The sequence below is a fragment of the Streptomyces sp. YPW6 genome (assembly GCF_018866325.1).
GTDB lineage: Bacteria > Actinomycetota > Actinomycetes > Streptomycetales > Streptomycetaceae > Streptomyces.
On the sequence record NZ_CP076457.1, the window covers coordinates 1,520,915 to 1,544,548 of the forward strand.

A 23,634-nucleotide genomic window follows, 5' to 3' on the forward strand; every position below is an offset into this window, starting at 1 on the left:
CCGTCAGTGGGCGGCGAGGGCGAAGGTCTCCAGCTCCGCGGCCAGCTCCTCGTGGACCTGGGCCTTGAGCAGGGTCCCCTCGGCGGTGTGCTCCTCGGAGAGCACCTCGCCCTCGGCGTGCACCCGGGAGACCAGGGCCCCCTGGATGTACGGCACGAGCACCTCGATGTCGACGGACGGCCGGGGCAGCTCGGAGTCGATGAGCGCGAGCAGCTCCTCGACGCCCTCGCCGGTCCGGGCCGAGACCGCGATCGCGTGCTTCTCGTTGCGCAGCAGGCGCTGCAGGACGAGGGGGTCCGCCGCGTCCGCCTTGTTGACGACGACGATCTCCCGCACGTTGACCGCGCCGACGTCCCGGATCACCTCGCGCACCGCGGCGAGCTGCTCCTCGGGCACCGGGTGGGAGCCGTCCACCACATGGAGGATGAGATCGGACTCGCCGACCTCCTCCATCGTGGAGCGGAACGCCTCGACGAGGTGGTGCGGCAGGTGCCGGACGAATCCGACGGTGTCGGCCAGGGTGTAGATCCGGCCGCTCGGAGTCTCGGCCCGGCGGACGGTCGGGTCCAGGGTGGCGAACAGGGCGTTCTCCACCAGGACACCGGCCCCGGTCAGCCGGTTGAGCAGCGAGGACTTGCCCGCGTTGGTGTATCCGGCGATGGCGACGGAGGGCACCTTGTTGCGCTTGCGCTCCTGCCGCTTGATCTCGCGGCCGGTCTTCATCTCCGCGATCTCCCGGCGCATCTTCGCCATCTTCTCGCGGATGCGCCGCCGGTCCGTCTCGATCTTGGTCTCACCGGGACCACGGGTGGCCATGCCGCCACCGCCGCTGGAACCGCCGCCGCCCATCTGCCGGGAGAGCGACTGACCCCAGCCGCGCAGCCTGGGCAGCATGTACTGCATCTGTGCGAGCGAGACCTGCGCCTTGCCCTCGCGGGACTTGGCGTGCTGGGCGAAGATGTCGAGGATCAGGGCGGTCCGGTCGACCACCTTGACCTTGACGACGTCTTCCAGGTGGATCAGCTGGCCGGGGCTCAGCTCACCGTCGCAGACGACGGTGTCGGCACCGGATTCGAGCACGATGTCCCGCAGCTCCAGTGCCTTGCCCGAACCGATGTAGGTCGCCGGGTCGGGCTTGTCGCGCCGCTGGTACACCGCGTCCAGTACCTGGGCGCCCGCCGTCTCGGCGAGCGCGGCGAGCTCCGCGAGGGAGATCTCCGCGTCGTGCACCGTCCCCGAGGTCCAGACGCCCACCAGCACCACGCGCTCCAGGCGCAGCTGGCGGTACTCGACCTCGGTGACGTCTTCGAGCTCGGTGGAGAGACCGGCCACGCGCCGCAGGGCGGCGCGCTCGGAGCGGTCGAGCTGTTCGCCGTCCCGGGCTCCGTCGATCGCGTGGCTCCAGGCGACGTCCTCTTCCATCAGGGCGTCGGCCCGGCGGGCCTCGGTGAGGCTCTCGGTGGTGTGCTCCGTGGCGCTCCGCGCGTCCTGCGCGTCCTGGGGAAGGGAAGAAGAGGAGGTCATTGGATCCTTACGTCGAGAGAAGTCGTTACGTCAGTCACAACGTGTGATCTTCCCGGAAGATTCCCTCAGGGGAACTCCGGTGCGCTCCGCCGTGCCGACGCGTCGATAGTGGCACGGCCCCGCTCGGCCCGTCACGCGGGTTTCGCGCTGCTCCAGTCCGGGTGTCCGGGCATCGGCGGGGTCTTCTTGCCGTACAGCCAGCCGTCGAGGAAGGCGGTGAGATCCCGGCCGGCGATCCCGGAGGCAAGGCGCGTGAAGTCCGCGGTGCTCGCCGTGGAGTCCCGGTGCGCCCGGACCCAGGTGCGCTCCAGCCGGTCGAAGGCCCTGGCGCCGATCTCCTGGCGCAGGGCGTAGAGCACCAGCGCGCCGCCGTCGTACACGACGGGGCGGAACAGACTGAGCTTCTGCCCCGGGGCCGGGCCGTGCGGGTGCGCCGGCGGGCCGCCGTCCGCGCGCCAGCCGTCGGACAGCTTGTACGCCTCACGCATCCGGCGTTCCAGGGTCGGGCCGCCCCTCTCCTCGGCGTACCGGGCCTCGTACCAGGTGGCGTGTCCCTCGTTGAGCCACAGATCGGACCAGCTCGCGGGCGAGACGCTGTTGCCGAACCACTGGTGGGCCAGCTCGTGGACCATGACCGAGTCGACGTACCACCGCGGGTAGGCCGGCTCGGTGAAGAAGGTCTTCCCGAACAGCGACAGCGTCTGGGTCTCCAGGGCGAACCCGATGGGGCTGTCGGCGACGAGCACCCCGTACGTCTCGAAGGGGTAGCGGCCGACCCGCTGCTCCATCCACTCCAGGTGGGCCGGGGTCCTCTCCAGCCAGGGCTCCAGCTTCTCGCGGTCGGCGGCCGGGACGACGTCGCGCACCGGCAGTCCGTGCGGTCCGGTGCGGTGCGCGACAGCGGAGCTGCCGATGGAGACCTGGGCCAGCTCGGTGGCCATGGGGTGCTCGGTGCGGTACGTCCAGGTGGTCGAGGAGCCGTGCCGGGCCTTCTTCACGGGCAGCCCGGCCGCGACCGCCGTCAGCCGGTGCGGGGCGGTGATCCGGAAGGTGAAGTACGCCTTGTCCGAGGGGTGGTCGTTGCTGGGGAAGACGCGGTGGGCCGCGTCGGCCTGGTTGGCCATGGCGAGCCCGTCGGCGGTCCGCACCCAGCCGCCGTCGTCACCGGATCCCCTCGGGTCGCTGGTGTGCCGGACGGTGATGTTCAGCGGTACGCCGGCGGGGAGGCGGCGGGGTGCCTGGAGGACGAGGTCCTCCCGCTCGCTGCCGAAGTCGACGCTCTGCCCGTTGACCTCGACATCCTGGACGGCGCCCCGGGCGAAGTCGAGATTGATCCGGTCCAGGGGTGCGGTGGTGCGAGCACGGATCGTGGTGACGGCGTCCAGGGGCTCGGTGTTGGAGCCGCGGTAGGTGAGGGCGATGTCGTACGCGAGGACGTCGTATCCGGGGTTGCCCAGCTCGGGGAAGAGCCGGTCGCCGATGCCGAGGGGCTCGGGGGCGGGCAGGGCGGCGGCGACGAGGGTGGCCGAGGCGGTCGCCAGCAGGGCGCAACGCAGGCGGCGGGTCAGGAGCGGCATGGACTACGGCTATCAGCGCGGGGCCGCCCGGCCGGGGAGCCGCGCGCCGCACCACCCGAACGAGGACGGGTGGTGCGGCGGCTCCCTCCGCGCGTACGGAACGGCCCGGCGGCCGCAGCGGTGCGGCTCAGCCCGTCGGGGCCGGGAGCCGGGCGCGGCTGACGTCGTAGACCCCGGCGACGTCGCGCATGGCCCGCATCAGGCGGGGGAGGCCGGCCGCGTCGGGGAGCTGGAGGGTGTAGGTGTGGCGGACCCGCTGCTCGCTGGGGGGTTCGACGGTGGCGGCGACGATCGCCGCGTCGGCGGTGGCGATGGCTTCAGTGAGGTCGGCGAGGAGCCGGGGTCGGCCGAACGATTCGGCGACCAGGGTGACCCGGCAGCCCGCGTCGGACTCCCGGTCCTCCCCGTCCGCCCAGCGGGCCCCGACCGGGGCGCGGCCGATCTCCCGCATCGCGGCGACGGCGGGGCACTCCCGGCGGTGCACGGTCACCGCGCCGCCCCGGACGACGAAGCCGGTCAGTTCGTCGGGGGGCACCGGCGTACAGCAGCCGGCCAGGCGCACCGGGGCGTCCGGGTCCTCGACGACGACGCCCGTGGCGCGGTGTCCGGACCGGCCGCGGGCCGGAGCCGCGGCCCCCGGAGCATGGCGTTCCGGGGAGGCGGCGGGCTCGTCCCGGGTGCCGGGCCCGGTCCCGCCGACGGTCTCCGGGGCGGGCTTCGCCTCGTCCGGGTGGTCGCTGAACCAGCCGGTGATCGCGATCCGGGCGGCGGGGGTGCGCGCGTGGTCGAGCCAGTCGGGCGAGGGGCCGGAGGCGGTGTCCTGGGCGAGCAGCGGCTGCACGGTGTCGCCGTCGCTGAGGACGGTGCTCAGGGTGGCGAGGCGGCCGTTGACCCGGGCCCCGATCGCGGTGTGGGCCCGGTCCCCGTACTGGGCGTAGGCGGCGTCGACGCAGCTGGCCCCGGCGGGCAGCCCGAGGGTGCCGCCGTCGGTGCGGAAGACGGTGATCTCGCGGTCCTGGGCGAGGTCGTCGCGCAGGGTCGTCCAGAAGGTGTCGGGGTCGGTGGCGGACTCCTGCCAGTCCAGCAGCCGGGAGAGCCAGCCGGGCCTGGTCGGGTCGGCACGCTCGTCGGACGGCTCGGCCTGCGGGGCCGCGGCGGGGTCCTGGGCGTACGGGTTGCCCAGCGCGACGACGCCCGCCTCGGCGACCTTGTGCATCCGGTGCGTACGGATGAGGACTTCGGCGACGGCCCCCTCGGGCCCGACGACGGCGGTGTGCAGCGACTGGTACAGGTTGAACTTGGGGGCGGCGACGAAGTCCTTGAACTCGGAGATCACCGGGGTGAAGCAGGTGTGCAGTTCACCGAGGACGGCGTAGCAGTCGGCGTCCTCGCCGACCAGGACGAGCAGTCGGCCGAAGTCGGTGCCGCGCAGTTCCCCGCGTTTCCTGCGGACCCGGTGCACCGAGACGAAGTGGCGCGGTCTGATGAGGACTTCAGCGCTGATGCCCGCCTCGCGCAAGGTCTGTGTCACCTGTCCGGCGATGGTTTCGAGGAGGTCGTCCGGGCCCTTCGCGGCGGCGATGAGGGCGCGGGTCCCGGCGTACTCCTCAGGGTGCAGGATCGCGAAGACCAGGTCCTCCAGCTCGGTCTTGAGCGCCTGTACGCCGAGCCGTTCGGCGAGCGGGATGAGGACGTCCCGGGTGACCTTGGCGATCCGGGCCTGCTTCTCGGGGCGCATCACACCGAGGGTGCGCATGTTGTGCAGCCGGTCCGCGAGCTTGATGGACATGACCCGGACGTCGTTGCCGGTGGCGACGAGCATCTTGCGGAAGGTCTCCGGTTCGGCGGCGGCGCCGTAGTCGACCTTCTCCAGTTTGGTGACGCCGTCGACGAGGAAGCAGACCTCGTCGCCGAACTGCTCCCGGACCTGATCGAGGGTCACTTCCGTGTCCTCGACGGTGTCGTGGAGCAGGGAGGCGGTGAGGGTGGTGGTCTCCGCGCCCAGCTCGGCGAGGATCAGCGTCACGGCCAGCGGATGCGTGATGTACGGCTCGCCGCTCTTGCGCATCTGCCCGCGGTGCGAGGACTCCGCGAGGACGTAGGCCCGGCGCAGGATGCTCAGATCGGCGTCGGGGTGGTGGGCCCGGTGCGCCTCGGCGACATGGCTGATGGCGTCGGGCAGCCGGTCGCGGGAGACCGGGCCGCGCAGCGCCACCCGGCCCAGTCTGCGCAGATCGATCCGGGGGCGGCTCCGCCTGCGAAGGGGGGCGCCCGGATCGGCGGCCTCTGCACTCATGGGCACCTCCGGCGACTCGACCGGCGGGGCGAGGGCTGGATGCGCCTCGGGGCCGGTGCTTGATGCTATCGAGCCCACCACGTGGCGCAGTCCCGCTCTCGCCCAGCGTGAAACGGATCACCCATTCGAGCGAAGCCCGGACCGATCACCGTTTCGAGCGAGCCCTGCTCCCGAGGGCTGTGAGCCGCTCCGGGGAAAGGGACGCGCCATTCCTCAGGCGGATTCGAGCCAGGCCGGGTCGATGACGCCTTCGGCGACGATCACGGCGGGGCCCGTCATCTCGACCGCGCCGTCCGGGTGCTCGGTGATGACGAGGGTGCCGCCGGGGAGATCCACCCGGTACGTGACGGGGAGCCCGGTCACGGCGGGGTCGGCGCCGTCGCGGCGGGCGGTGGCGACGGCGACCGCACAGGCCCCGGTGCCGCAGGAGCGGGTCTCGCCGGAGCCGCGCTCGTGGACGCGCATACCGACGTGGCGCGGGCCCCGGTCGACGACGAACTCGACGTTGACCCCTTCGGGGTAGACCGCCTCGGGAGTGAGGGGCGGGGCGGAGAACAGATCGCCCGCGTGGTCCAGGTCGTCGACGAACGCGACGGCGTGGGGGTTGCCCATGTTGACGTTGCGGGCGGGCCAGCTGCGGCCGCCGACGCTGACCGTGACGCTCGCCTCCGGCAGCCGGGCCTGTCCCATGGACACGGTGATGTCGCCGTTCTTGGCGAGGTGCACGCGCTTGGTGCCGCCCCGGGTGGCGACGGTCAGGTCGCCCTCCTCGACGAGGCCGGCCCGCTGGAGGTAGTGCGCGAAGACGCGCACGCCGTTGCCGCACATCTCGGCGATCGAGCCGTCCGCGTTGCGGTAGTCCATGAACCACTCGGCCGTCTCCGCCATGGACCGCGCCTCGGGGTGCGCGGCGGAGCGCACGACGTGCAGCAGTCCGTCGCCGCCGATACCGGCCCGGCGGTCGCAGAGCCGGGCCACGAGGGCGGCGGGCAGGGTGAGGGCGTTGTCCGGGTCCGGGACGATCACGAAGTCGTTCTCGGTGCCGTGGCCCTTGAGGAAGGCGATCTGCGAGGTGCTCACCTCCCCACTGTACGAGGCGGCGCCGGCCACCGGCTCCGGCGGACCCCCGCGGCGGGGACCGTCGCCCGCACGACCGGCTTCGCCGGCCGGGCGGGCCCGCCGGCCTCCGGCGCCCCGTCACGTGGGCCGGCCCGGGGAGCCGTCGCACCGGCCCCCGGCGGTCAGCGCAGCCGGGCCACGCGCCAGACCGCGAGGGCGACCAGGGCGAGGCCGGTCACGGCGTACAGCGCGATCACCCGCCAGTCGGGGCGGTCGCCCGAGCCCCGGGAGGGCAGTCCGGGCCAGGTGTGCCCGACGCGGCGGGCGGCCATCATGCCCCAGCCGGCCGCGCAGCAGCTGATCAGGAGCCCCAGCATGGCGACGATGGCACCGCCGTCACCGAACTCGAAGGCGAGCGGGAAGGCGAACATCAGCGAGCCGACCGCGGCCAGCACGACGATGGGGGCGAGCTGCCAGATCCGCAGCTTGCGGGTGGGCCGCAGCTCGACCTCGACCTCGGGGGCCACGTCCTGCTCGTCGGGCCCGTCGGGGCTCAGCCGTCCCGCGGTCTCCCGCGGTGACGGCACCTCGTGCTCTGTGTCGCGCTGCTCCGTGTCGCGAGGGCCGGCCTCCATCGCCACGCGCCCTCCCAACTCGGACTCCACTGGTGGATCGATGCTCGATGATGGCACGGTCCCGGGCGTCGCATTGACGGCCGGAGCTTCCCGATGCCATCACGTGATCAGGCTGTGACCGCTCGTTCGACCAACGTCAGTGCCCGGTGCGGGAGTTCCCCCCGGTCGTGGTCACCGCCACCGAGCCACACGACACGCGGGTCACGGCGGAACCACGAATCCTGGCGGCGGGCGAATCGCTTGGTGGCGCGCACGGTCTCGGCCCGCGCCTCGTCCTCGGTGCACTCCCCCGCGAGCGCCGTGAGGATCTGCTGGTAGCCGAGGGCCCGTGAGGCGGTGAGGCCCTCGCGCAGTCCGGACACCTCCAGGGCGCGGACCTCGTCCACGAGTCCGGCCTCCCACATCCGGTCGACGCGCCGGGCGATGCGCTCGTCCAGTTCGGGGCGTTCCACGTCGACGCCGATCTGGACGGCGTCGTAGACCGGCTCGTCACCGGGGAGGTTGGCGGTGAAGGGCTTGCCGGTGATCTCGATGACTTCGAGGGCGCGGACGATGCGGCGGCCGTTGCTCGCCAGGATGGAGCGGGCGGCCTGCGGGTCGGCGGCGGCGAGCCGTGCGTGCAGGGCCCCGGAGCCGCCCTCGGCCAGCTCCGCTTCGAGGCGGGCGCGCACCTCGGGGTCCGTACCGGGGAACTCCAGGGCGTCGACGGCGCCCTTCACGTACAGCCCGGAGCCGCCGACCAGGACGGGGGTGCGCCCCTCGGCGAGCAGCCGGTCGATCTCCCGGCGGGCCAGACGCTGGTACTCGGCGACGCTGGCGGCCTCGGTGACGTCCCAGATGTCCAGCAGGTGGTGCGGCACGCCGTCGCGCTCGGGCAGCGTCAGTTTCGCCGTGCCGATGTCCATGCCCCGGTAGAGCTGCATGGAGTCGGCGTTGATCACCTCGCCGCCGAGCCGCTGGGCGAGAAAGACCCCCAGATCCGATTTTCCGGCCGCTGTGGGGCCTACGACGGTGATGACACGGGGTGCGGGGCGGGGAGGGGTCACCCGGACAGTCTCCCAAAGGTCCGGGCCCTCCCGGACACACCCGGTGGCCGGTCGGACTGCCCGGCCCGGTCGGCCGCGCCGAGGATGTGGCGCGTCAACGCCATCGGAGGAGTAAAAACGGCAGGAACGGACAGGTGACGGACAATGGGGGCGGGAGATCGCTCCCGTGAAGACCGTCCTCCACACTGCACGGAAGGTGACCCAATGGGGCTCCTGGACAACCTGAAGGCCAAGCTGGGACCGGCCAAGGAGAAGGTCGGCGACCTCGCGCAGCAGCACGGGGGCAAGATCGAGCAGGGCCTGGACAAGGCCGCGCGCACGGTCGACCAGAAGACCAAGGGCAAGTACAGCGACAAGATCGATTCGGGGACCCGCAAGGCCAAGGAAGCCGTGGACAAGCTCGGCCAGAAGGACGGCGGGACGCCCGGGACCCCGGGTGCGCCGGGTACGCCCGGGAGCACCCCCGGCGGCTCCGGTACCACGCCTCCCCCGCCGCCGCCCGCGCACTGACGCAGCGGTCCCGCCCCGGCGGCGGGTCCGGAGCCGGACGCTCCGGACCCGCCGCCGGTCTGTGGGAGACCTGCCGGCCCGAGCCGGTCTCGTCAGGACCAGGTGGCGACGGTGTACCCCACGCCGTAGGGGGCGTCCTCGTACAGCAGCCGTCCATCGAGCCCCGCGCCCCGCGCGGCACCACCCAGCAGCTGCCAGGGGGCCCGGCCGGCCGCCTTGAGCTCGTGGGCGAGCGTGGCGTCGAGCGCGGCGACGGCGTCGAGGTCCGCGGAGCCGAGCGCCTCGGTGGCGCGGGCGTCGAACGCGGCGGCCCGGTCGTCGAGGTAGCCGGGCGCCTTGAGGGTGCGGCAGGCGCTGCCGTCGCCCATCACCAGGAGCGCGACCCGGTCGGCGCGCGCGGCGACGGCGCGGCCGGCCTCCGCGCAGTCCTGCGGAGCCGCAGTCTGCAGAAGGGCGAGCCCTTCGACGGGAGCGTCCTCCCAGCGGGCCCGGCCCAGCAGCCAGGCGCCCACCGTGAGGGACTGCGGCAACGGACGGCCCGCCGTCGTGCCGCCCTCGGGCGCATGGCCGAGCCTCACGTCGAGGTCCACGCCGACGCCCCGGAAGGAGCCGTGAGCGCCGGGCGGGTAGGGCCCGACGGCCGGGTGCTCGCCGGGTCCGGACGGGCTGTCTCCGGGCCCGACGACGACGAGCAGGTCCGGTCGCGCGGCGGCGAGCACGCCCACGGCGTCCAGGCACGCGTCACGCGCGGCGTCGAGCTCGGGGGCGGCCCCGGCGGCGACCTCGGGCACGAGGAGCGGCGGGCAGGGGCAGACGGCGGCGGCGACAAGCATGCCGGTCAGCGTACTTGCCGGGGACCGGGAGCCGGTCGGCCCGCAGGGGAGCGGCCGCCCCGGACCCCGAGGCACCTGACGCCCATGCCCCTGGGAGACCTGACGCCCCGGCCCCGGAGGCGCCTGAGCCGCCGACCGGGGTGGCCCATCGGCGCAGCCCGACCCTCCCGCCCCTCAGAACGAGTACCTGGCCCCGGCCGCTCGGCCGGGCCCCTCGCCGCGATCGGCTCAGCCCCCGCTTCCCCGGTGTGGGCCCCTCGCCGCGTCCTGCCCGTTCGGCGGGGCCCACCGCGCCCCGCGCCCCGCGCGCCCTCAGCCGATGCCGCAGGCCGGGGCCGTGGCGGCCGGGAGCGGGTCCGGGGCGCCGATGCCGGGGAGGCCCAGCATCACTCCGGCGGGCTTCGCGGCGGCCTCGGTGGTGCGCTTCTCCCACGCGTCGCCCGCGCGGGTGGGCCGTACGGCGAGCGGGGCGCCCTCCGCGAGCAGGTGGTGCGGGGCGGCGTAGGTGATCTCGACGGTCACCACGTCGCCCGGACGCACGGGCTGCTCGGGCTGGGTGAAGTGGACCAGGCGGTTGTCGGGGGCACGGCCGGAGAGGCGCCGGGTGGCGCCGTCCTTGCGGCCCTCGCCCTCGGCGACCATGACGTCCAGGGTGCGGCCGACCTGCTTCTTGTTCTCGTCCCAGGAGATCTGCTCCTGGAGGGCGGACAGGCGCATGTACCGCTCCTGGACGACCTCCTTGGGGATCTGTCCGTCCATGTCGGCGGCCGGGGTCCCGGGGCGCTTGGAGTACTGGAAGGTGAACGCGTTGGCGAACCGCGCCTCGCGGACGGCGTGCATCGTCTGCTCGAAGTCCTCCTCGGTCTCGCCGGGGAAGCCCACGATGATGTCGGTGGAGATGGCGGCGTCCGGCATCGCGGCGCGCACCTTCTCGATGATCCCGAGGAAGCGCTCCTGACGGTAGGAGCGGCGCATCGCCTTGAGGACGCGGTCGGAGCCGGACTGCATCGGCATGTGGAGCTGCGGCATCACGTTGGGCGTCTCGGCCATGGCCGCGATGACGTCGTCGGTGAAGTCGCGGGGGTGCGGCGAGGTGAAGCGGACGCGCTCCAGGCCCTCGATCTTCCCGCAGGCGCGCAGGAGCTTGGAGAAGGCCTCGCGGTCGCCGATGTCGGAGCCGTACGCGTTGACGTTCTGGCCGAGGAGGGTGATCTCGGAGACGCCCTCGGCCACCAGGGCCTCGATCTCGGCCAGGATGTCGCCGGTGCGGCGGTCCTTCTCCTTGCCTCGCAGCGCAGGGACGATGCAGAAGGTGCAGGTGTTGTTGCAGCCGACCGAGATGGAGACCCACGCGGCGTAGGCGGACTCGCGTCGGGTGGGAAGCGTGGAGGGGAAGGCCTCCAGCGACTCGGCGATCTCGATCTGTGCCTCCTCCTGGACGCGGGCGCGCTCCAGAAGGACCGGCAGCTTGCCGATGTTGTGCGTGCCGAAGACGACGTCGACCCAGGGGGCGCGCTTGACGATGGTGTCGCGGTCCTTCTGCGCGAGACAGCCGCCGACGGCGATCTGCATCCCGGGGCGCCGGGTCTTCATCGGGGCGAGGCGGCCGAGGTTGCCGTACAGCTTGTTGTCGGCGTTCTCCCGTACCGCGCAGGTGTTGAAGACGACGACGTCGGCGTCGCCGTCGGAGCCTTCGGGGGCGCGGACGTATCCGGCGTCCTCCAGGAGACCCGACAGCCGTTCGGAGTCGTGGACGTTCATCTGGCACCCGTAGGTGCGCACCTCGTAGCTCTTCTGGACGTCCACTGCTTCGCTCCGGTTGCCGCTGCTCATGGGACAAGGGTAGGCGGTTGCCGGGCGGCGCCCCTCCGGCCCCGTGCCCCGCCCCTCTCCGCTCGCCCGCAGACTGTGGGGCGGGCCTCACGGGCGGCCCTGGCCAGGGGGCGGGTGAGCTGGCAGGATCGCGCGCATGCACCACGCTCTGTCCCGATTCGGCCGCCGGCGGACCCTGCAGACGGGCGCCGCCCTCACGGTCGTGCTCGGGCTGCTCGCGTGGTGGCTCCTGCCCGACGGGGACGACGGGGCCCCGAGCGGCCCGCTCACGTTCTCCACGGGAGTGCCCAGCGGGGTCTACCAGCGGTACGGGGAGCGGCTCGAGGACGCACTGGCCAAGGACATGCCTCAGGTGTCCGTACGGCTGCGGATCAGCGAGGGCTCGCAGCAGAACCTCGCCCGGGTGGCGACGGGCGAGGCGGACTTCACCATCGCGACGGCCGACGCCGTGGCCACCTATCTGCGCGACGGCAGACCGGGGGCCCAGCGGCTGCGCGGCTGCGTCCGCCTGTACGACGACTACGTCCAACTGGTCGTGCCCCGGGACTCCGGCATCCGCAGCGCCTCCGATCTGCGGGGCAAGCGGGTGGGTGTGGGCCAGGAGGGCTCCGGAGTGCGGCTGGTCGCCGACCGGCTGCTCAAGGCGGCCGGGCTCGATCCGGCCGACGACATCACCCCGGTGCCGGTGGGCATCGACACCATGCCCGTACGGCTGACGCAGGGCCAACTGGACGCGTTCTTCTGGTCGGGCGGCCTGCCGACGGCGGCCGTGCAGGAGCTGTCGGAGCGCTTCGACGTCCGACTGGTGCCGCTGGAGGCCGGCCTGGTCGCGAAGTTGCAGGCGGCGACCGGCCCGACCCGTTTCTACCGGTCGGCCATGATGCCCGCCGACGCCTATCCGGAGGCCCAGCAGGGCCAGTCGGTGCCCACGGTCGCCGTCCCCAATCTGCTCGTCACCACCGACCGCACGGACGCGGCCATGACCGAGGCCTTCACCCGGACGGTGATCAACAGCCGGGACCGGATCGGACGTGAGGTCCACGCGGCGCAGCTGGTGGACCTGCGGACGGCGATCTACACGGACCCGCTGGACGTGCACGAAGGAGCCAAGGCCTACTACCGCTCGGTGAAGCCGTGACCGTGCCTCGTGGACGGCGCGGGGCGCATGGGCCCGGAAGGTCCCGGCTCAGCCGCCCGGCCGTTCGCGGGGCAGCGAGACGGTGACCCGCAGGCCGTGCGGCGGGTGGTGCGCGTACGCGATCGAGCCGCCGCCCGCCGCGAGCAGCACCCGGGAGATGGAGAGGCCCAGGCCCGATCCGCTGACGTTCTGGTGGCGGGTGCTGCGCCAGAAGCGGTCCCCGACGCGTTCCAGCTCCGCTTCGCTGAGGCCGGGGCCCCGGTCGGCGACCACGACGGTCGCGGTCCGGGTGTCGGCAACGACGGTGACGGTGACGTCCTCCCCGGCCGGGGTGAACTTCAGGGCGTTGTCGATCACCGCGTCCAGGGCGCTGGAGAGCGCCACGGGGTCGGCCCAGGCGGTGGCCGCCGGGGCGCCGAGCAGGGTGAACCGCACGTCCTCCCGCTCCGCCATCGGCCGCCAGGAGGCGACCCGCTCGGCGGTGAGCGGGACGATGTCGATCAGCTGGAGGTCCGCTTCGGCGTGCTCGGCCAGCGCGAGGTCCAGGAGGTCGTCGAGGACCCGGGCCAGCCGCTTGCCCTCGGTGCGCACGGCCGCGACCTCCTCGTTGCCCTCGGGCAGCTCCAGGGCGAGGAGCTCGATGCGCAGCAGCAGGGCGGCCAGCGGGTTGCGCAGCTGGTGCGAGGCGTCGGCGACGAACGCGCGCTGCTGCTCCAGCACGTCCTCGACGTTGTCCGCCATCTCGTTGAAGGAGCGGGCCAGGTGCCGGAGTTCCGGCGGCCCGGCGGAGGCCGCGACACGGGAGCGCATCCGGCCTCCGGCGATGTCGCGGGTGGCCGCGTCCAGGGTCCGTACGGGCAGCAGGACCCAGCCGGTGAGCCGGACCGCGGCGCCGACCGCCACCAGCAGGGCCAGTGCCTCGCCGAGGCCGATGAGCAGCCAGGTCCGCAGGATGCGGGACCGCATCTCGCCGGTGGGCGAGTCGATGACGACCACGGCGACCACGTCGCCGTCGCGCACCACGGGCGAGGCGACGACGACCCGCCCGTCGCGCCAGGGCCAGACCTGGGGCGGGTCGTGCGAGCGGCGGCCGAGCAGCGCCTCGTCGAAGGCCGTGCGTCCCTCCCCCTCGGCGGGCAGGGTCCAGTCCCGGGGCGCCTTGGCCAGGGCCCGGTCGTCCTGGAAGAAGACGCCGACCCGGATGTCGTACACCGAGGCGTAGACCTCCAGGTCGGTCTGGAGGGTGCGGCGGCGCTCGTCGCCGTCCGGGGAGGCGTCGGTGATGGCCTGGGCCAGGGCGGCGAACCGCGCGGTGTCGTCGATCCGGTCGATGACGAGGCGCTGCTGCTCGGCGGCGGCCATGCTGATCGCGAGCGGGAAGCCGAGGGTGACCAGGACCGCGGCCATCAGGACGATGAGCAGCGGGAGGAGGCGGGAGCGCACCGGGGATTCGTACCCGCCGGTTACGCGGACGGCGCGACGAGCCGGTAGCCGACCCCCCGCACGGTCTCGATCAGGGTGGGCAGGCGCAGCTTGGAACGCAGGGAGGCGACGTGTACTTCCAGGGTGCGGCCGGTCCCCTCCCAGCTGGTGCGCCAGACCTCGCTGATGATCTGCTCACGGCGGAAGACGACGCCGGGGCGCTGGGCGAGGAGGGCCAGCAGGTCGAACTCCTTGCGGGTGAGCTGGACTTCATCGCCGTCGACGCTGACCCGTCGGGTCGGCAGCTCGATGGCGACCGCTCCGAGGCGCAGGGCGGCGACGGGGGTGGGCGCGGTGTCCTCGACGCCGGAGGCGCGCCGGGCGACCGCGTGGATACGGGCGAGCAGCTCGCCGGTGTCGTACGGCTTGGTGACGTAGTCGTCGGCGCCGAGGTTGAGGCCGTGGATGCGCGAGCGCACGTCGGCGCGGGCGGTCACCATGATCACGGGGGTGGCGGTGCGCTTGCGGATCTTGCCGCAGACCTCGTAGCCGTCCTGGTCGGGCAGGCCGAGGTCGAGGAGGATCACCCCGAAGGGCTCCTTCTCCGCGGGCAGCAGCGAGCGCAGGGCCTCCTCGCCGTTGCGGGCGTGCACGACCTGGAATCCGTGCCGGGCGAGCACGGCGGACAGGGCCGCCGCGACATGGTCGTCGTCCTCGACGAGCAGCAGTCTCATGACCCTCCTCCCTCCGTCTCTCCCGGGGCCGTCCGGCTCCTCGGGCTCATGCGTGCAACCGTCGCACGGTGTCACCGGGTGTGATCACGCGTTTCGCCCCGGTTCGCCCGGAAGACCCGTGCCGTGATCTTCCGTTCATCGACGCTTCGCGTCGACCTCGCTCAAGGCATCCACGCCGATGAACGGCACACCAGTCAAGAGCCTGCCGGTTACAGCGGGGTTTCCGTTATGCACCCGGTACGCCCCGGGGCGGCGCGGGGCGTCCTGTTCACGCGGAGTGTCCGGTTGCCGCCGGATCGTTATGCTCAATTTCCGCTCAGATGTAATGACGTTGGTCGCACTGCGTCATTAGGGTCCTTGTTCAACCGAGGAGGACGGAGCAAGAAGCCGATGAGCGGAGTTTCAGTGACCAAGGCCGCCGAGGATGCCGCGCCCGCGGCGAACGACCTGGTCGTACTGAGCAACGTCAACAAGCACTTCGGCGCGCTGCATGTGCTCCAGGACATCGACCTGACCATCGCCCGTGGCGAGGTCGTGGTCGTCATCGGGCCTTCCGGGTCCGGCAAGTCCACGCTGTGCCGCACGATCAACCGCTTGGAGACGGTCGATTCGGGAGCGATCTCGATCGACGGAAAGCCGCTGCCCCAGGAGGGCAAGGAGCTGGCCAGGCTGCGTGCCGACGTGGGCATGGTCTTCCAGTCGTTCAATCTCTTCGCACACAAGACGGTGCTGGAGAACGTCATGCTGGGCCAGGTCAAGGTCCGCAAGGCCGACAAGAAGGCCGCGGAGGAGAAGGCCCGGACCCTGCTCGACCGGGTGGGCGTCGGCGTACAGGCCGACAAGTACCCGGCGCAACTCTCCGGCGGTCAGCAGCAACGCGTCGCGATCGCACGGGCGTTGGCGATGGACCCGAAGGTCATGCTCTTCGACGAGCCCACGTCGGCGCTCGACCCGGAGATGATCAACGAGGTCCTCGAAGTCATGCAGCAGCTGGCCAGGGACGGGATGACGATGATCGTCGTCACCCATGAGATGGGCTTCGCCCGTTCCGCCGCCAACCGCGTCGTGTTCATGGCGGACGGGAAGATCGTCGAAGAGGCGACGCCCGAACAGTTCTTCAGCAACCCGCGCAGCGACCGGGCCAAGGACTTCCTGTCGAAGATCCTTCACCACTGACGACAACGACCTCACGACCTAAGGATTGTTCACATGAAGCTCCGCAAGTCCGCCGCCGTGGCGGCCATCGCCGTCCTCGCCCTGACCGCGACCGCGTGCGGTGGCAAGGAGGGTTCCGCCGGTGACAAGCCGGGCGGTACCCAGCCGGGCGCCTCCGGCGCCCCCGAGCTGCCCACGTACACCGCGGCCGAGAACGTCGCCCTCGACTCCCCGGTCTTCAAGAAGGCCAAGGAGCGCGGGAAGCTCATCATCGGCGCCAAGGCCGACCAGCCGTACCTCGGCTTCGAGGACCAGTCGACCAAGGAGCGTTCGGGCTTCGACATCGAGATCGCCAAGATGATCGCGGCCGACCTGGGCTTCTCGGAGAAGCAGATCGAGTGGAAGACCGTCGACTCCGGCGTCCGTGAGACGGCCATCTCCAAGGGCCAGGTCGACTACTACGTCGGCACCTACACGATCAACGACGAGCGCAAGAAGCAGGTCGGCTTCGCCGGGCCGTACTACAAGGCCGGCGCGGACCTCCTGGTGCGCAAGGACGACACGTCGATCACCGGCAAGGAGTCGGTGAAGGGCAAGAAGGTCTGCTCGATCGTCGGCTCCACGCCGCTGCAGGAGATCAAGAAGCCGGAGTACGGCGCGAGCGTCGTCGAGCTGGCCAAGTACTCCGACTGCGTGCAGCAGCTGCTGACCAAGCAGGTCGACGCCGTCACGACCGACGACTCGATCCTCAAGGGCTACGCCGCCGCCAACAAGGGCAAGCTCTCGGTCGTCGGCAAGCCGTTCACCGACGAGCCCTACGGCGTCGGCCTGGACAAGGACGACAAGGTGCTCCGCGAGGCCATCAGCACGTCGCTGGAGGACCGCGTGAAGGACGGCACGTACAAGAAGATCTACGAGGCCACCCTCGGCCTGTCCGGCTCGGACTACGTCGACCCGCCGGCCATCGAGCGTTACTGACGCCCTCGGGCGCCCGGCACCGTCGGGCGCCCCGGCACCTGCCGGTGCCCGGGCTCCGACACCCGTCACGACGCCCGCGAGTGACCCAGGCGTCCCGTACGCCACCGCCGCACCCCTCTCCCCGGGGGCGGCGGTCGTACGGGGCGCTCCTTCCCCTGCCCCGATGCCGATGACCGCCGACGCGGAGACCTCATGAACGTACTGCTCGACAATTTCCCAGCGTTCCGCGACGGCTTCATAGGAACTGTGTCGATCACCGCCGTCAGCTCGCTCATCGCCCTGGTTCTCGGTGTCGTCGTCGCCGGATTCCGCGTCTCGCCGGTGCCGCCGCTGCGGTACTTCGGCACCGCGTGGGTCACGCTGATGCGCAACACCCCGCTGACGCTGCTCTTCCTGATCTTCTTCTTCGTCGTACCGGAGATCCTCTTCCCGGGGATGAGCCCGTTCGTCCTCGGCTCCCTGGCCCTCGGTTTCTACACCTCGTCCTTCGTCTGCGAGGCGGTGCGCTCCGGCATCAACACCGTGCCGCTGGGCCAGGCGGAGGCCGCGCGCTCGATCGGCATGACGTTCGCCCAGACCCTGCAGATCGTGGTGCTCCCCCAGGCAACCCGGACCGTGATCCCGCCGCTGAGCAGCATCTTCATCGCGCTGACGAAGAACTCCGCGATCGCCGGCGCCTTCAGCAACGCCGAGCTGTTCGGCTGGCAGAAGCTCATGAGCGACAAGGGCTACGACATCGTCCCCGTCTTCATCTGGGTCGCCATCGGGTACCTGATCATCACCTTTACCATCAGCGGCCTCTTCCGGCTGCTGGAGCGTCGCATGGAGGTCGCCCGATGAGCGCCAGCGTTCTCTACGACGCCCCGGGCCCCAAGGCCGTCGTCCGCAACCGGATCTACGCCGTCGTCGGCAGCCTCGCCATCGTGGCGCTGATCGCCGTCAGCATCGTGCGGCTGGCCGACAAGGGTCATCTGGCCCCGGAGATGTGGGACATCTTCAACTACGCGGGCATCCGGCAGAACATCGCCGACGCGGTCCTCGCGACCCTCAAGGCGTTCGGCCTCGCCGCGGTCGGCTCGCTGGTCCTCGGCGTGCTCCTGGCGGTGGGCCGGCTCTCCGACCACAAGCCGATCCGCTGGGCGGCGACCACCTTCATCGAGCTGTTCCGCTCGCTGCCGCTGCTGATCACCATCTACGCGATCTGGGTCGGCTTCCTCACCGACTACTCGATGTGGGCGCTGGCGGCGGGCCTCTCGGTCTACAACGGCTGTGTCCAGGCCGAGGTGCTGCGGGCCGGCATCAACTCGGTGCCCAAGGGCCAGAGCGAGGCCGCGTACGCCCTCGGCATGAGCAAGACCCAGGTCATGACGACCGTCCTCATGCCGCAGGCGATCCGGTCGATGCTGCCGACGATCATCAGCCAGCTCGTGGTGACGCTGAAGGACACCTCGCTGGGCTTCATCATCCTGTACCCGGAGCTGCTCCAGACCGCGCGTCTGATCGCCTCCAACACCCAGGTGAACGGCCAGTACCCGTACGTCTCGACGATCACCGTCATCGGCACGATCTACATCACGATGTGCCTGCTCCTCTCGGCGCTGGCGACGTGGATCGAGAAGCGCGGCCGCCGGGCCAAGACCGGCATCAAGGTGGCGCCGGGCGCCCAGACCGCCGACATCCCCGCGGCGGAGGCCGTACCCGGCCCCGAGGCAGGGGGCGCACAGGGCGCGGGCCCGACCGGCGATGGTGCCGCTGAGGCCGGAGTGACGAAGGACTGACCGCCCCGGGGCCCTGCCGCCCCTCCCGGACAGGAGCATTCGAGGCAGCGGCGCACGCGTCGCTGCCTCGGTCACTTGACGCAAGCACCACCAGTGGGTTGCATACGTTCTGTGATCACGCACCCGGCTACCTCTGCCGCTTTCCGCATGACCGTACGGGCCGGAGGGTACGCGCCGTGGACCCGGTGATCGTCGTCGGCGCCGGGCCCGTCGGCCTGACGCTGTCGCTGGCCCTCGCCGCCCAGGGCGTCCCCTCGGTGCTCCTCGACGAGGGCTCCGGCACGGAGGAACCCCGGCCCGCCCGCACGGTCGTGCTGCGCGAGGACACCGCCGACCTGGTCGGCCGCCTCGGCTGCCGGGAGCTGGACCGGGTCGGGCTGCGCTGGACGGGCTGGCGTTCGATGCGCCGGAAGCAGTTGGTCCGGGAGATGCCGCTGAGCGGTGGCCGGCCGGACGAGGGCGGCGAGCCGGTCCCCGGGCTCCTCCCCTCGCCGCTGCACCTGCCGCAGCACGAGCTGAGCGCGGCGCTGCGTGCGGCGGTGGACAAGGAAGCACGCATCCGGCTCGTGCCGATGAGCCGGATCGACACGCTGGAGCAGGACCGCGACGGCATCACCGTGCACACCCGGGAGCCGGGATCGACCTGGTGGCGCGGGAGCTACCTGGTCGGCTGCGACGGCGCCCGGTCGACCGTGCGCAAGCTGCTGGACATCCGGTTCCCGGGCCGTACGGCGGTGGAACGGCATGCCGTGGCCGCTCTGCGGGCCGAACTGCCCTGGCCCGGCCAGGCCGTGTCGCACCGGCAGCCACCCTGGCGGACCGGTGGACCGGAGGTCTCCGCCCGGCCTCTGCCGAACGGCGTCTGGCGGCTGGACTGGCTGCTGCCGCCGCGCGGCGAACTGGTCACCCCCGAAGCGGTGATCACCCAGATCCGGGACACGCTGGCCGGCTGGTGCGGCGAGACCCCGGCGTACGACCTGCTGGACACCGGGGTCCACACGCTCCACCACCGGCTCGCCCGGCGTTGGCGCAAGCAGCGCGCGTTCCTGGCCGGAGACGCGGCGCACCTGCTGGGCGCGCTGGGCACGCAGGGTCTCGACGAGGGCATCCGGGACGCCGAGAACCTGGCCTGGAAGCTGGCCCACGTCTGGCACCACGGCCCGGCCGAGCAGCTGCTCGACAGCTACCAGGCGGAGCGGAGGGCCGCGGTGGCCGCCCGGTTGCGCGCCGCCGATCAGTCGCTGCCGATACTGCGCGGCGGAGGCGGCCTGCGGGCCCTGGTCCCGGGCTCCGCACGCGGTCACGACACCCTGCTCGCCGACGGCCATCTGGGCCGCGGAGCACTGGGTGCGCCCCCTTCGTACTCGCACTCCCCGCTTTCACCGCCGCACACGGAGGCGCACACCGTTGTCGGTACGCCCCCCGGTGCGCCGGTCGCCGATGTGACGGTGACCGCGCCGGACGGTACGACGACCCGGCTGCGGGAGCGGCTCGGGCAGGGCCATCCGCTGGTGGTCCTGGTCGCACCGGGAACCGGCGTCTGGGACCGGCGGCACTGGCAGACCGCGGGCGTCATGCCCCGCCTCTCGGACGCCGTGGCGGCGCTCCCCGGTACGACGGAGCTGCTGGTCACCGAAAGCTACCCGGGGGCGTCGGCCCATACCGTCCTGCTGGTGAGGCCGGACGGGCATCTGGTGGCGGCCTTCGGCGGCGTACGGCCGGCCGAGCTGTTCACCGCGGCGCGGGCCGCGCTGGGCGGCGCGCCTCGCGGTGGGCGGGAGCACACGGCGGAGGAGGACGGGGAGGGCGAGGGCGAGGGCGAGGGCGAGGGCCTGGAGAGCGCGGGCCGGGAGAGCGCCGACCGCGAGAGCAGGGGCGAGAAGCGGCCCCGGGCGGGGGTTCACGCCGAGGGGACCGCCGGGCACCGCTGAAGGCTGGCCCGCCGTCCACCACCCCTGCACGCGCCTCGCCCAAACGCGCACGTGCCTTCGGTGTCCACCGCGCCTGCACGTGCCTCGCCCAACACGCACGTGCCTTCGGTGTTTACCGCGCCTGCACGTGCCTCGCCCAACGCGCACGTGCCTCCGGTGTCCACCGCGCTTGTGCGTCCGTCGTGCACGTGCGTCCGCCGTCCACCGCACGTGCTCCGTCGTCCGACGCCCGTGGGCGTCGGCGGCGGAAGCACGTTGACCGTCACCGGCACGCGTGGTGTACTCCAGATCATGACCGACACCGGTGTGCGCCTGTGGCGGAGGGTCCACATGGACCTCGTCCGCTACGCGGGCAGCGTGTGTCGCCCGTCCTGCTGAATCGCCTCCCTCCGCCCGGTCCGTGCCGCTTCCGCACGGCCGGAACTCCGCGCGAACTCTCAGGACGGTCCTCGTGTCTTCCGCTCGCTCCGCCGTGTCCACGGCCCACCCGGCGCCATCACCTTCTTCCGCCGCTTCCTCCACCTCCGTCTCCTCCGCTGTCGCCGCGCCGACGGTCACGGAGTTGCTGGCCTTCGTCCGCCGCACCGCCCGGGACGAGGCGCTCATCGCCTCGTTGCCCCTCGATCCGGAGGGCCGCACGTGGATCAGGCTCGACGGCCCCGGCGGCAGCGAGGCGTGGCTGATCGGCTGGCCGCCCGGCAGCGGTACGGGCTGGCACGATCACGCCGAGTCGATCGGCGCGTTCACGACAGCGGCCGGTGCCCTCAAGGAGCACTCGCTGGCCGTGCGGCTGCCCACCGACGGCTGGAAGACGCTGGAGCTGACGGACGGGGTGGACCGGTCGAGGGAGCTGGCAGCCGGACAGGGCCGGGCCTTCGGGCAGCACCACGTCCATGAGGTCCTCAACGAGTCCCCGGACGCGCACGCCGTCTCCGTCCATGCCTACTACCCGCCGCTCCCCGGGATCCGCCGGTTCAGCCGCACCGGCGCGGTGCTCCGGCTGGAGCAGACCGAGAGCCCCGAGGAGTGGCAGTGAGCGCGAAGCGGAGCACCGACGGAAACACGGCCGGACACCCCGCTGGGGAAGCAGCGGGCACGAGCGCCCCTGCTCCGGTGGGCATCGAGGAGCTGCTGGAGCGGGTCAGGCGCGGCTACGACCGGATCGGCCCGCGCGAGGCCGCCGCGGCGGCGGAGGCCGGAGCCCTGCTCGTGGACATCCGGTACGCGGCACTCCGCGACCGGGACGGTCTGATCCCCGGCGCCCTGGTCGTCGAACGCAACGAACTGGAATGGCGGCTCGACCCCCAGGGCAGCCACCGCGCGCCCGAGGCGGTCGGCCACGACCTCCAGATCGTCGTGATCTGCAACGAGGGATACGCCTCCAGCCTCGCCGTCGCCTCGCTGCGGCAGCTGGGGCTGCACCGGGCCACCGACCTGGCCGGCGGCTTCCAGGCGTGGCGCGCGGCAGGACTGCCGGTCACCTCCGTCTGAGGCCGGACGCCCTCCCCCGCACCCCGCCCCGAGTGCCCGACGCCCACCCCGCGTGTCCGGCGCCTCACACCTGAAGTGAGGCGCCGGATCGCTGCTGCCACACACCCGAACGCCACGTTCCACTGGAGCAATCGCCGCGCGTGACCGACATTCACCTCACACAGAGGACCGAAATGTACGGAGATGACCGCTTATGGCGACCGCTGTCCTCACCCCCGACCGGCTCGACGGCCAAGCCGCCCGGCTGTACGACACCCAGGCGTGGCAGCAGATCGTCACGGGCTGGGAGCACCCCGCAGCCGAGCCCTCCCCCGCACCCGCAGGGCCTTCCGACTGGCGGGGCCTGCTCTCCGTACCCGTGGACCGGCTGATCGACGACACCCTGCGGGCCCTGCCCGCGCCACCTCCGTCACAGCGTCCGCTGCCCGGACGGCTGGGGGCGATGCTGCCCGACCGTGTCCATCTCTGGCGGCGGGTCGGCCAGAGCGACCTGCGCCCCTCGGCCCATCTCGGTCACGCACGGCAGATCCTGGCCGAGTGGGGATGGCAGAACACCCCGTACCGGCTGCGGAACGCCCGTGGCGCGCGCTGTGTCTGCGGCGCGATGATCTCCGCCCACCGCCTCGGCTACGGCTCCCTCGCGACCGTGGACCGGGCCGGCGCCTGGCTGATCACGGAGCTGCGCGCGCAAGGATGGCCCGGGCTGATCGGCCCCTGGAACCGCCATCCCGGCCGCACCGCCGCCGATGCGCTGGCGCTCCTCGACGCCACCATCCGCCGCGCTTCCCTGGCCGGCCAGTAGCGCCGGGCAAGAACCGACGTCATCGGCACGTGCCAGGGCCGACCTCGGGGGCCGACGTCAGGGCAGATGCCAGAGGGGCGGCGTCAGAGAGCTGACGTCAGAGGTTCGAGGCAAGAGGACTGACGTCGAAGGGGCGGCTTCAGAAAGGCTCGTCCAGGCCTTCCGTGTCCTCCCCCTCCTCCTCCAGCGCCTGACGCACCACCCGTAGGGCCATGCCTTCCCCGTATCCCTTGCGAGCGAGCATCCCCGCCAGGCGGCGGAGCCGCTTGTCCCGGTCCAGGCCCCGGGTGGAGCGGAGCTTGCGGGCAACGAGCTCGCGCGCCGTCTCCTCCTCCTGGTCCGAGTCGAGCTGCCCGACCGCCTCGTCGATCACGGCCGAGTCCACGCCCTTCGTCCGCAGCTCACGGACGAGAGCGCGACGCGCGAGCCCCCGGCCGTGGTGCCGGGACTCCACCCATGCCCCGGCGAACGCCGCGTCGTCGATCAGCCCGACGTCCTCGAAGCGGGCGAGCACTTCCTCGGCCGCCTCGTCCGGGATCTCCCGCTTGCGCAGGGCGTCCGCGAGCTGTTTACGCGTCCGCGGTGTCCCGGTGAGCAGCCGCAGACAGATATTGCGCGCCTGCTCGACCGGGTCACGCGGCTCCTCCTTCCCGGCCCTCGACGAGGAGGAGGAGCCGCTGCTTCTGGCACCGGAGCGGGAACGGCGGCCCGCTCCCTCGCCGAATCCGCCCCCGGCGCCCGCTCCACCGCGCGAGCCGCGCCCGGACCGGGCCCCGACGTCGTCCGCTGCCGCCCCCCGCTCGGCGGCGAACGCGTCGGTGGCCCCGCGACCGGATCCGGCGTCACCGCCGGGCTCGGCAGGGCTGTCCGGCCATTCCGTACGACGCGTCAC

Annotated in this window: 22 protein-coding genes; 11 read left to right on the forward strand and 11 right to left on the reverse strand. The window is 72.4% G+C overall.

The features are described 5' to 3' along the window. Window positions 1–3: 3 nt before the first annotated feature. From hflX to miaA, 6 genes are all read right to left on the reverse strand, one after another. The gene (gene hflX / locus KME66_RS06610) at window positions 4–1,524 is read right to left on the reverse strand and encodes a GTPase HflX (RefSeq protein ID WP_216320057.1); all 1,521 of its coding nucleotides are present in this window, start codon (window positions 1,522–1,524) and stop codon (window positions 4–6) included. 131 nt (window positions 1,525–1,655) lie between these two features. Beyond that, a complete protein-coding gene (locus KME66_RS06615) occupies window positions 1,656–3,101 on the reverse strand; it encodes a M1 family metallopeptidase (RefSeq protein ID WP_216320061.1) in 1,446 nt (481 codons plus the stop codon). 127 nt (window positions 3,102–3,228) lie between these two features. Beyond that, window positions 3,229–5,397, reverse strand: a complete 2,169-nt coding sequence (locus KME66_RS06620) for an HD domain-containing protein (protein ID WP_216320063.1) — start codon at window positions 5,395–5,397, stop codon at window positions 3,229–3,231. Between the two features lie 213 nt (window positions 5,398–5,610). Continuing rightward, window positions 5,611–6,477, reverse strand: coding sequence for a diaminopimelate epimerase (gene dapF / locus KME66_RS06625; RefSeq protein ID WP_216320066.1), 867 nt, complete (start codon window positions 6,475–6,477; stop codon window positions 5,611–5,613). A gap of 161 nt (window positions 6,478–6,638) precedes the next feature. Beyond that, window positions 6,639–7,091 carry a hypothetical protein gene (locus tag KME66_RS06630; RefSeq protein ID WP_073228200.1) on the reverse strand — a complete coding sequence of 151 codons (453 nt, stop codon included), beginning with the start codon at window positions 7,089–7,091 and terminating at the stop codon, window positions 6,639–6,641. 107 nt (window positions 7,092–7,198) lie between these two features. Next, complete coding sequence (miaA, locus tag KME66_RS06635; RefSeq protein ID WP_216320069.1) at window positions 7,199–8,137, reverse strand: tRNA (adenosine(37)-N6)-dimethylallyltransferase MiaA; 939 nt, start codon at window positions 8,135–8,137, stop codon at window positions 7,199–7,201. 204 nt (window positions 8,138–8,341) lie between these two features. Between miaA and KME66_RS06640 the strand changes: the two genes are divergently transcribed. Then, the gene (locus KME66_RS06640) at window positions 8,342–8,647 is read left to right on the forward strand and encodes an antitoxin (RefSeq protein ID WP_073228206.1); all 306 of its coding nucleotides are present in this window, start codon (window positions 8,342–8,344) and stop codon (window positions 8,645–8,647) included. A gap of 92 nt (window positions 8,648–8,739) precedes the next feature. Here the strand turns inward: KME66_RS06640 and KME66_RS06645 are convergent, their stop codons facing one another. Both KME66_RS06645 and miaB read right to left on the reverse strand, forming a co-directional pair. Then, entirely contained in the window at window positions 8,740–9,480 is a 741-nt protein-coding gene (locus KME66_RS06645; protein WP_216320072.1) for a class III extradiol dioxygenase subunit B-like domain-containing protein, read from the reverse strand. A gap of 312 nt (window positions 9,481–9,792) precedes the next feature. Beyond that, window positions 9,793–11,313 (reverse strand): tRNA (N6-isopentenyl adenosine(37)-C2)-methylthiotransferase MiaB, encoded by a 1,521-nt coding sequence (gene miaB, locus KME66_RS06650; protein WP_216320075.1) that lies wholly within the window; start codon window positions 11,311–11,313, stop codon window positions 9,793–9,795. A gap of 136 nt (window positions 11,314–11,449) precedes the next feature. On the opposite strand from miaB, the gene KME66_RS06655 reads away from it, so the two are divergent. Beyond that, on the forward strand, window positions 11,450–12,451 hold the full coding sequence (locus KME66_RS06655; RefSeq protein WP_073228214.1) for a TAXI family TRAP transporter solute-binding subunit: 1,002 nt from the start codon (window positions 11,450–11,452) through the stop codon (window positions 12,449–12,451). Window positions 12,452–12,499: 48 nt separating this feature from the next. Here KME66_RS06655 and KME66_RS06660 read toward each other — a convergent pair whose 3' ends face one another. Both KME66_RS06660 and KME66_RS06665 read right to left on the reverse strand, forming a co-directional pair. Continuing rightward, window positions 12,500–13,894, reverse strand: coding sequence for a HAMP domain-containing sensor histidine kinase (locus tag KME66_RS06660; protein WP_216320078.1), 1,395 nt, complete (start codon window positions 13,892–13,894; stop codon window positions 12,500–12,502). Window positions 13,895–13,914: 20 nt separating this feature from the next. Beyond that, window positions 13,915–14,607, reverse strand: a complete 693-nt coding sequence (locus tag KME66_RS06665; protein WP_073228220.1) for a response regulator transcription factor — start codon at window positions 14,605–14,607, stop codon at window positions 13,915–13,917. A gap of 390 nt (window positions 14,608–14,997) precedes the next feature. On the opposite strand from KME66_RS06665, the gene KME66_RS06670 reads away from it, so the two are divergent. The 9 genes from KME66_RS06670 to KME66_RS06705 all read left to right on the forward strand — a co-directional run bounded on the left by KME66_RS06670 (window position 14,998) and on the right by KME66_RS06705 (window position 22,742). After that, on the forward strand, window positions 14,998–15,783 hold the full coding sequence (locus tag KME66_RS06670) for an amino acid ABC transporter ATP-binding protein (protein WP_216320081.1): 786 nt from the start codon (window positions 14,998–15,000) through the stop codon (window positions 15,781–15,783). 33 nt (window positions 15,784–15,816) lie between these two features. Beyond that, a complete protein-coding gene (locus tag KME66_RS06675) occupies window positions 15,817–16,740 on the forward strand; it encodes a glutamate ABC transporter substrate-binding protein (protein ID WP_073228229.1) in 924 nt (307 codons plus the stop codon). Between the two features lie 192 nt (window positions 16,741–16,932). Then, window positions 16,933–17,580, forward strand: a complete 648-nt coding sequence (locus tag KME66_RS06680) for an amino acid ABC transporter permease (RefSeq protein ID WP_006128036.1) — start codon at window positions 16,933–16,935, stop codon at window positions 17,578–17,580. Continuing rightward, window positions 17,577–18,518 carry an amino acid ABC transporter permease gene (locus tag KME66_RS06685; RefSeq protein ID WP_216320084.1) on the forward strand — a complete coding sequence of 314 codons (942 nt, stop codon included), beginning with the start codon at window positions 17,577–17,579 and terminating at the stop codon, window positions 18,516–18,518. The genes KME66_RS06680 and KME66_RS06685 overlap by 4 nt, the downstream gene beginning before the upstream one ends. Before the next feature lie 176 nt (window positions 18,519–18,694). After that, window positions 18,695–20,449 (forward strand): FAD-dependent monooxygenase, encoded by a 1,755-nt coding sequence (locus tag KME66_RS06690; RefSeq protein ID WP_216320087.1) that lies wholly within the window; start codon window positions 18,695–18,697, stop codon window positions 20,447–20,449. Between the two features lie 291 nt (window positions 20,450–20,740). Continuing rightward, window positions 20,741–20,827, forward strand: a complete 87-nt coding sequence (locus tag KME66_RS34535; protein WP_367303640.1) for a putative leader peptide — start codon at window positions 20,741–20,743, stop codon at window positions 20,825–20,827. 73 nt (window positions 20,828–20,900) lie between these two features. Then, complete coding sequence (locus KME66_RS06695) at window positions 20,901–21,485, forward strand: cysteine dioxygenase family protein (protein WP_216320089.1); 585 nt, start codon at window positions 20,901–20,903, stop codon at window positions 21,483–21,485. A 77-nt stretch (window positions 21,486–21,562) separates the two neighbouring features. Further along, window positions 21,563–21,940, forward strand: coding sequence for a rhodanese-like domain-containing protein (locus tag KME66_RS06700; protein ID WP_253208567.1), 378 nt, complete (start codon window positions 21,563–21,565; stop codon window positions 21,938–21,940). A 193-nt stretch (window positions 21,941–22,133) separates the two neighbouring features. Next, on the forward strand, window positions 22,134–22,742 hold the full coding sequence (locus tag KME66_RS06705; protein WP_216320093.1) for a hypothetical protein: 609 nt from the start codon (window positions 22,134–22,136) through the stop codon (window positions 22,740–22,742). Between the two features lie 139 nt (window positions 22,743–22,881). On the opposite strand, the gene recX is transcribed toward KME66_RS06705, so the two are convergent. Further along, on the reverse strand, window positions 22,882–23,634 hold the full coding sequence (gene recX, locus KME66_RS06710; RefSeq protein ID WP_073228247.1) for a recombination regulator RecX: 753 nt from the start codon (window positions 23,632–23,634) through the stop codon (window positions 22,882–22,884).

Bases quoted from the DNA above. Each gene is read 5' to 3' on its own strand.
- hflX (WP_216320057.1), bottom strand. From the start codon at position 1,524: ATGACCTCCTCTTCTTCCCTTCCCCAGGACGCGCAGGACGCGCGGAGC.
- KME66_RS06615 (WP_216320061.1), bottom strand. From the start codon at position 3,101: ATGCCGCTCCTGACCCGCCGCCTGCGTTGCGCCCTGCTGGCGACCGCC.
- KME66_RS06620 (WP_216320063.1), bottom strand. From the start codon at position 5,397: ATGAGTGCAGAGGCCGCCGATCCGGGCGCCCCCCTTCGCAGGCGGAGC.
- KME66_RS06630 (WP_073228200.1), bottom strand. From the start codon at position 7,091: ATGGAGGCCGGCCCTCGCGACACGGAGCAGCGCGACACAGAGCACGAG.
- KME66_RS06640 (WP_073228206.1), top strand. From the start codon at position 8,342: ATGGGGCTCCTGGACAACCTGAAGGCCAAGCTGGGACCGGCCAAGGAG.
- KME66_RS06645 (WP_216320072.1), bottom strand. From the start codon at position 9,480: ATGCTTGTCGCCGCCGCCGTCTGCCCCTGCCCGCCGCTCCTCGTGCCC.
- miaB (WP_216320075.1), bottom strand. From the start codon at position 11,313: ATGAGCAGCGGCAACCGGAGCGAAGCAGTGGACGTCCAGAAGAGCTAC.
- KME66_RS06655 (WP_073228214.1), top strand. From the start codon at position 11,450: ATGCACCACGCTCTGTCCCGATTCGGCCGCCGGCGGACCCTGCAGACG.
- KME66_RS06665 (WP_073228220.1), bottom strand. From the start codon at position 14,607: ATGAGACTGCTGCTCGTCGAGGACGACGACCATGTCGCGGCGGCCCTG.
- KME66_RS06670 (WP_216320081.1), top strand. From the start codon at position 14,998: ATGAGCGGAGTTTCAGTGACCAAGGCCGCCGAGGATGCCGCGCCCGCG.
- KME66_RS06675 (WP_073228229.1), top strand. From the start codon at position 15,817: ATGAAGCTCCGCAAGTCCGCCGCCGTGGCGGCCATCGCCGTCCTCGCC.
- KME66_RS06680 (WP_006128036.1), top strand. From the start codon at position 16,933: ATGAACGTACTGCTCGACAATTTCCCAGCGTTCCGCGACGGCTTCATA.
- KME66_RS06685 (WP_216320084.1), top strand. From the start codon at position 17,577: ATGAGCGCCAGCGTTCTCTACGACGCCCCGGGCCCCAAGGCCGTCGTC.
- KME66_RS34535 (WP_367303640.1), top strand. From the start codon at position 20,741: ATGACCGACACCGGTGTGCGCCTGTGGCGGAGGGTCCACATGGACCTC.
- KME66_RS06705 (WP_216320093.1), top strand. From the start codon at position 22,134: ATGGCGACCGCTGTCCTCACCCCCGACCGGCTCGACGGCCAAGCCGCC.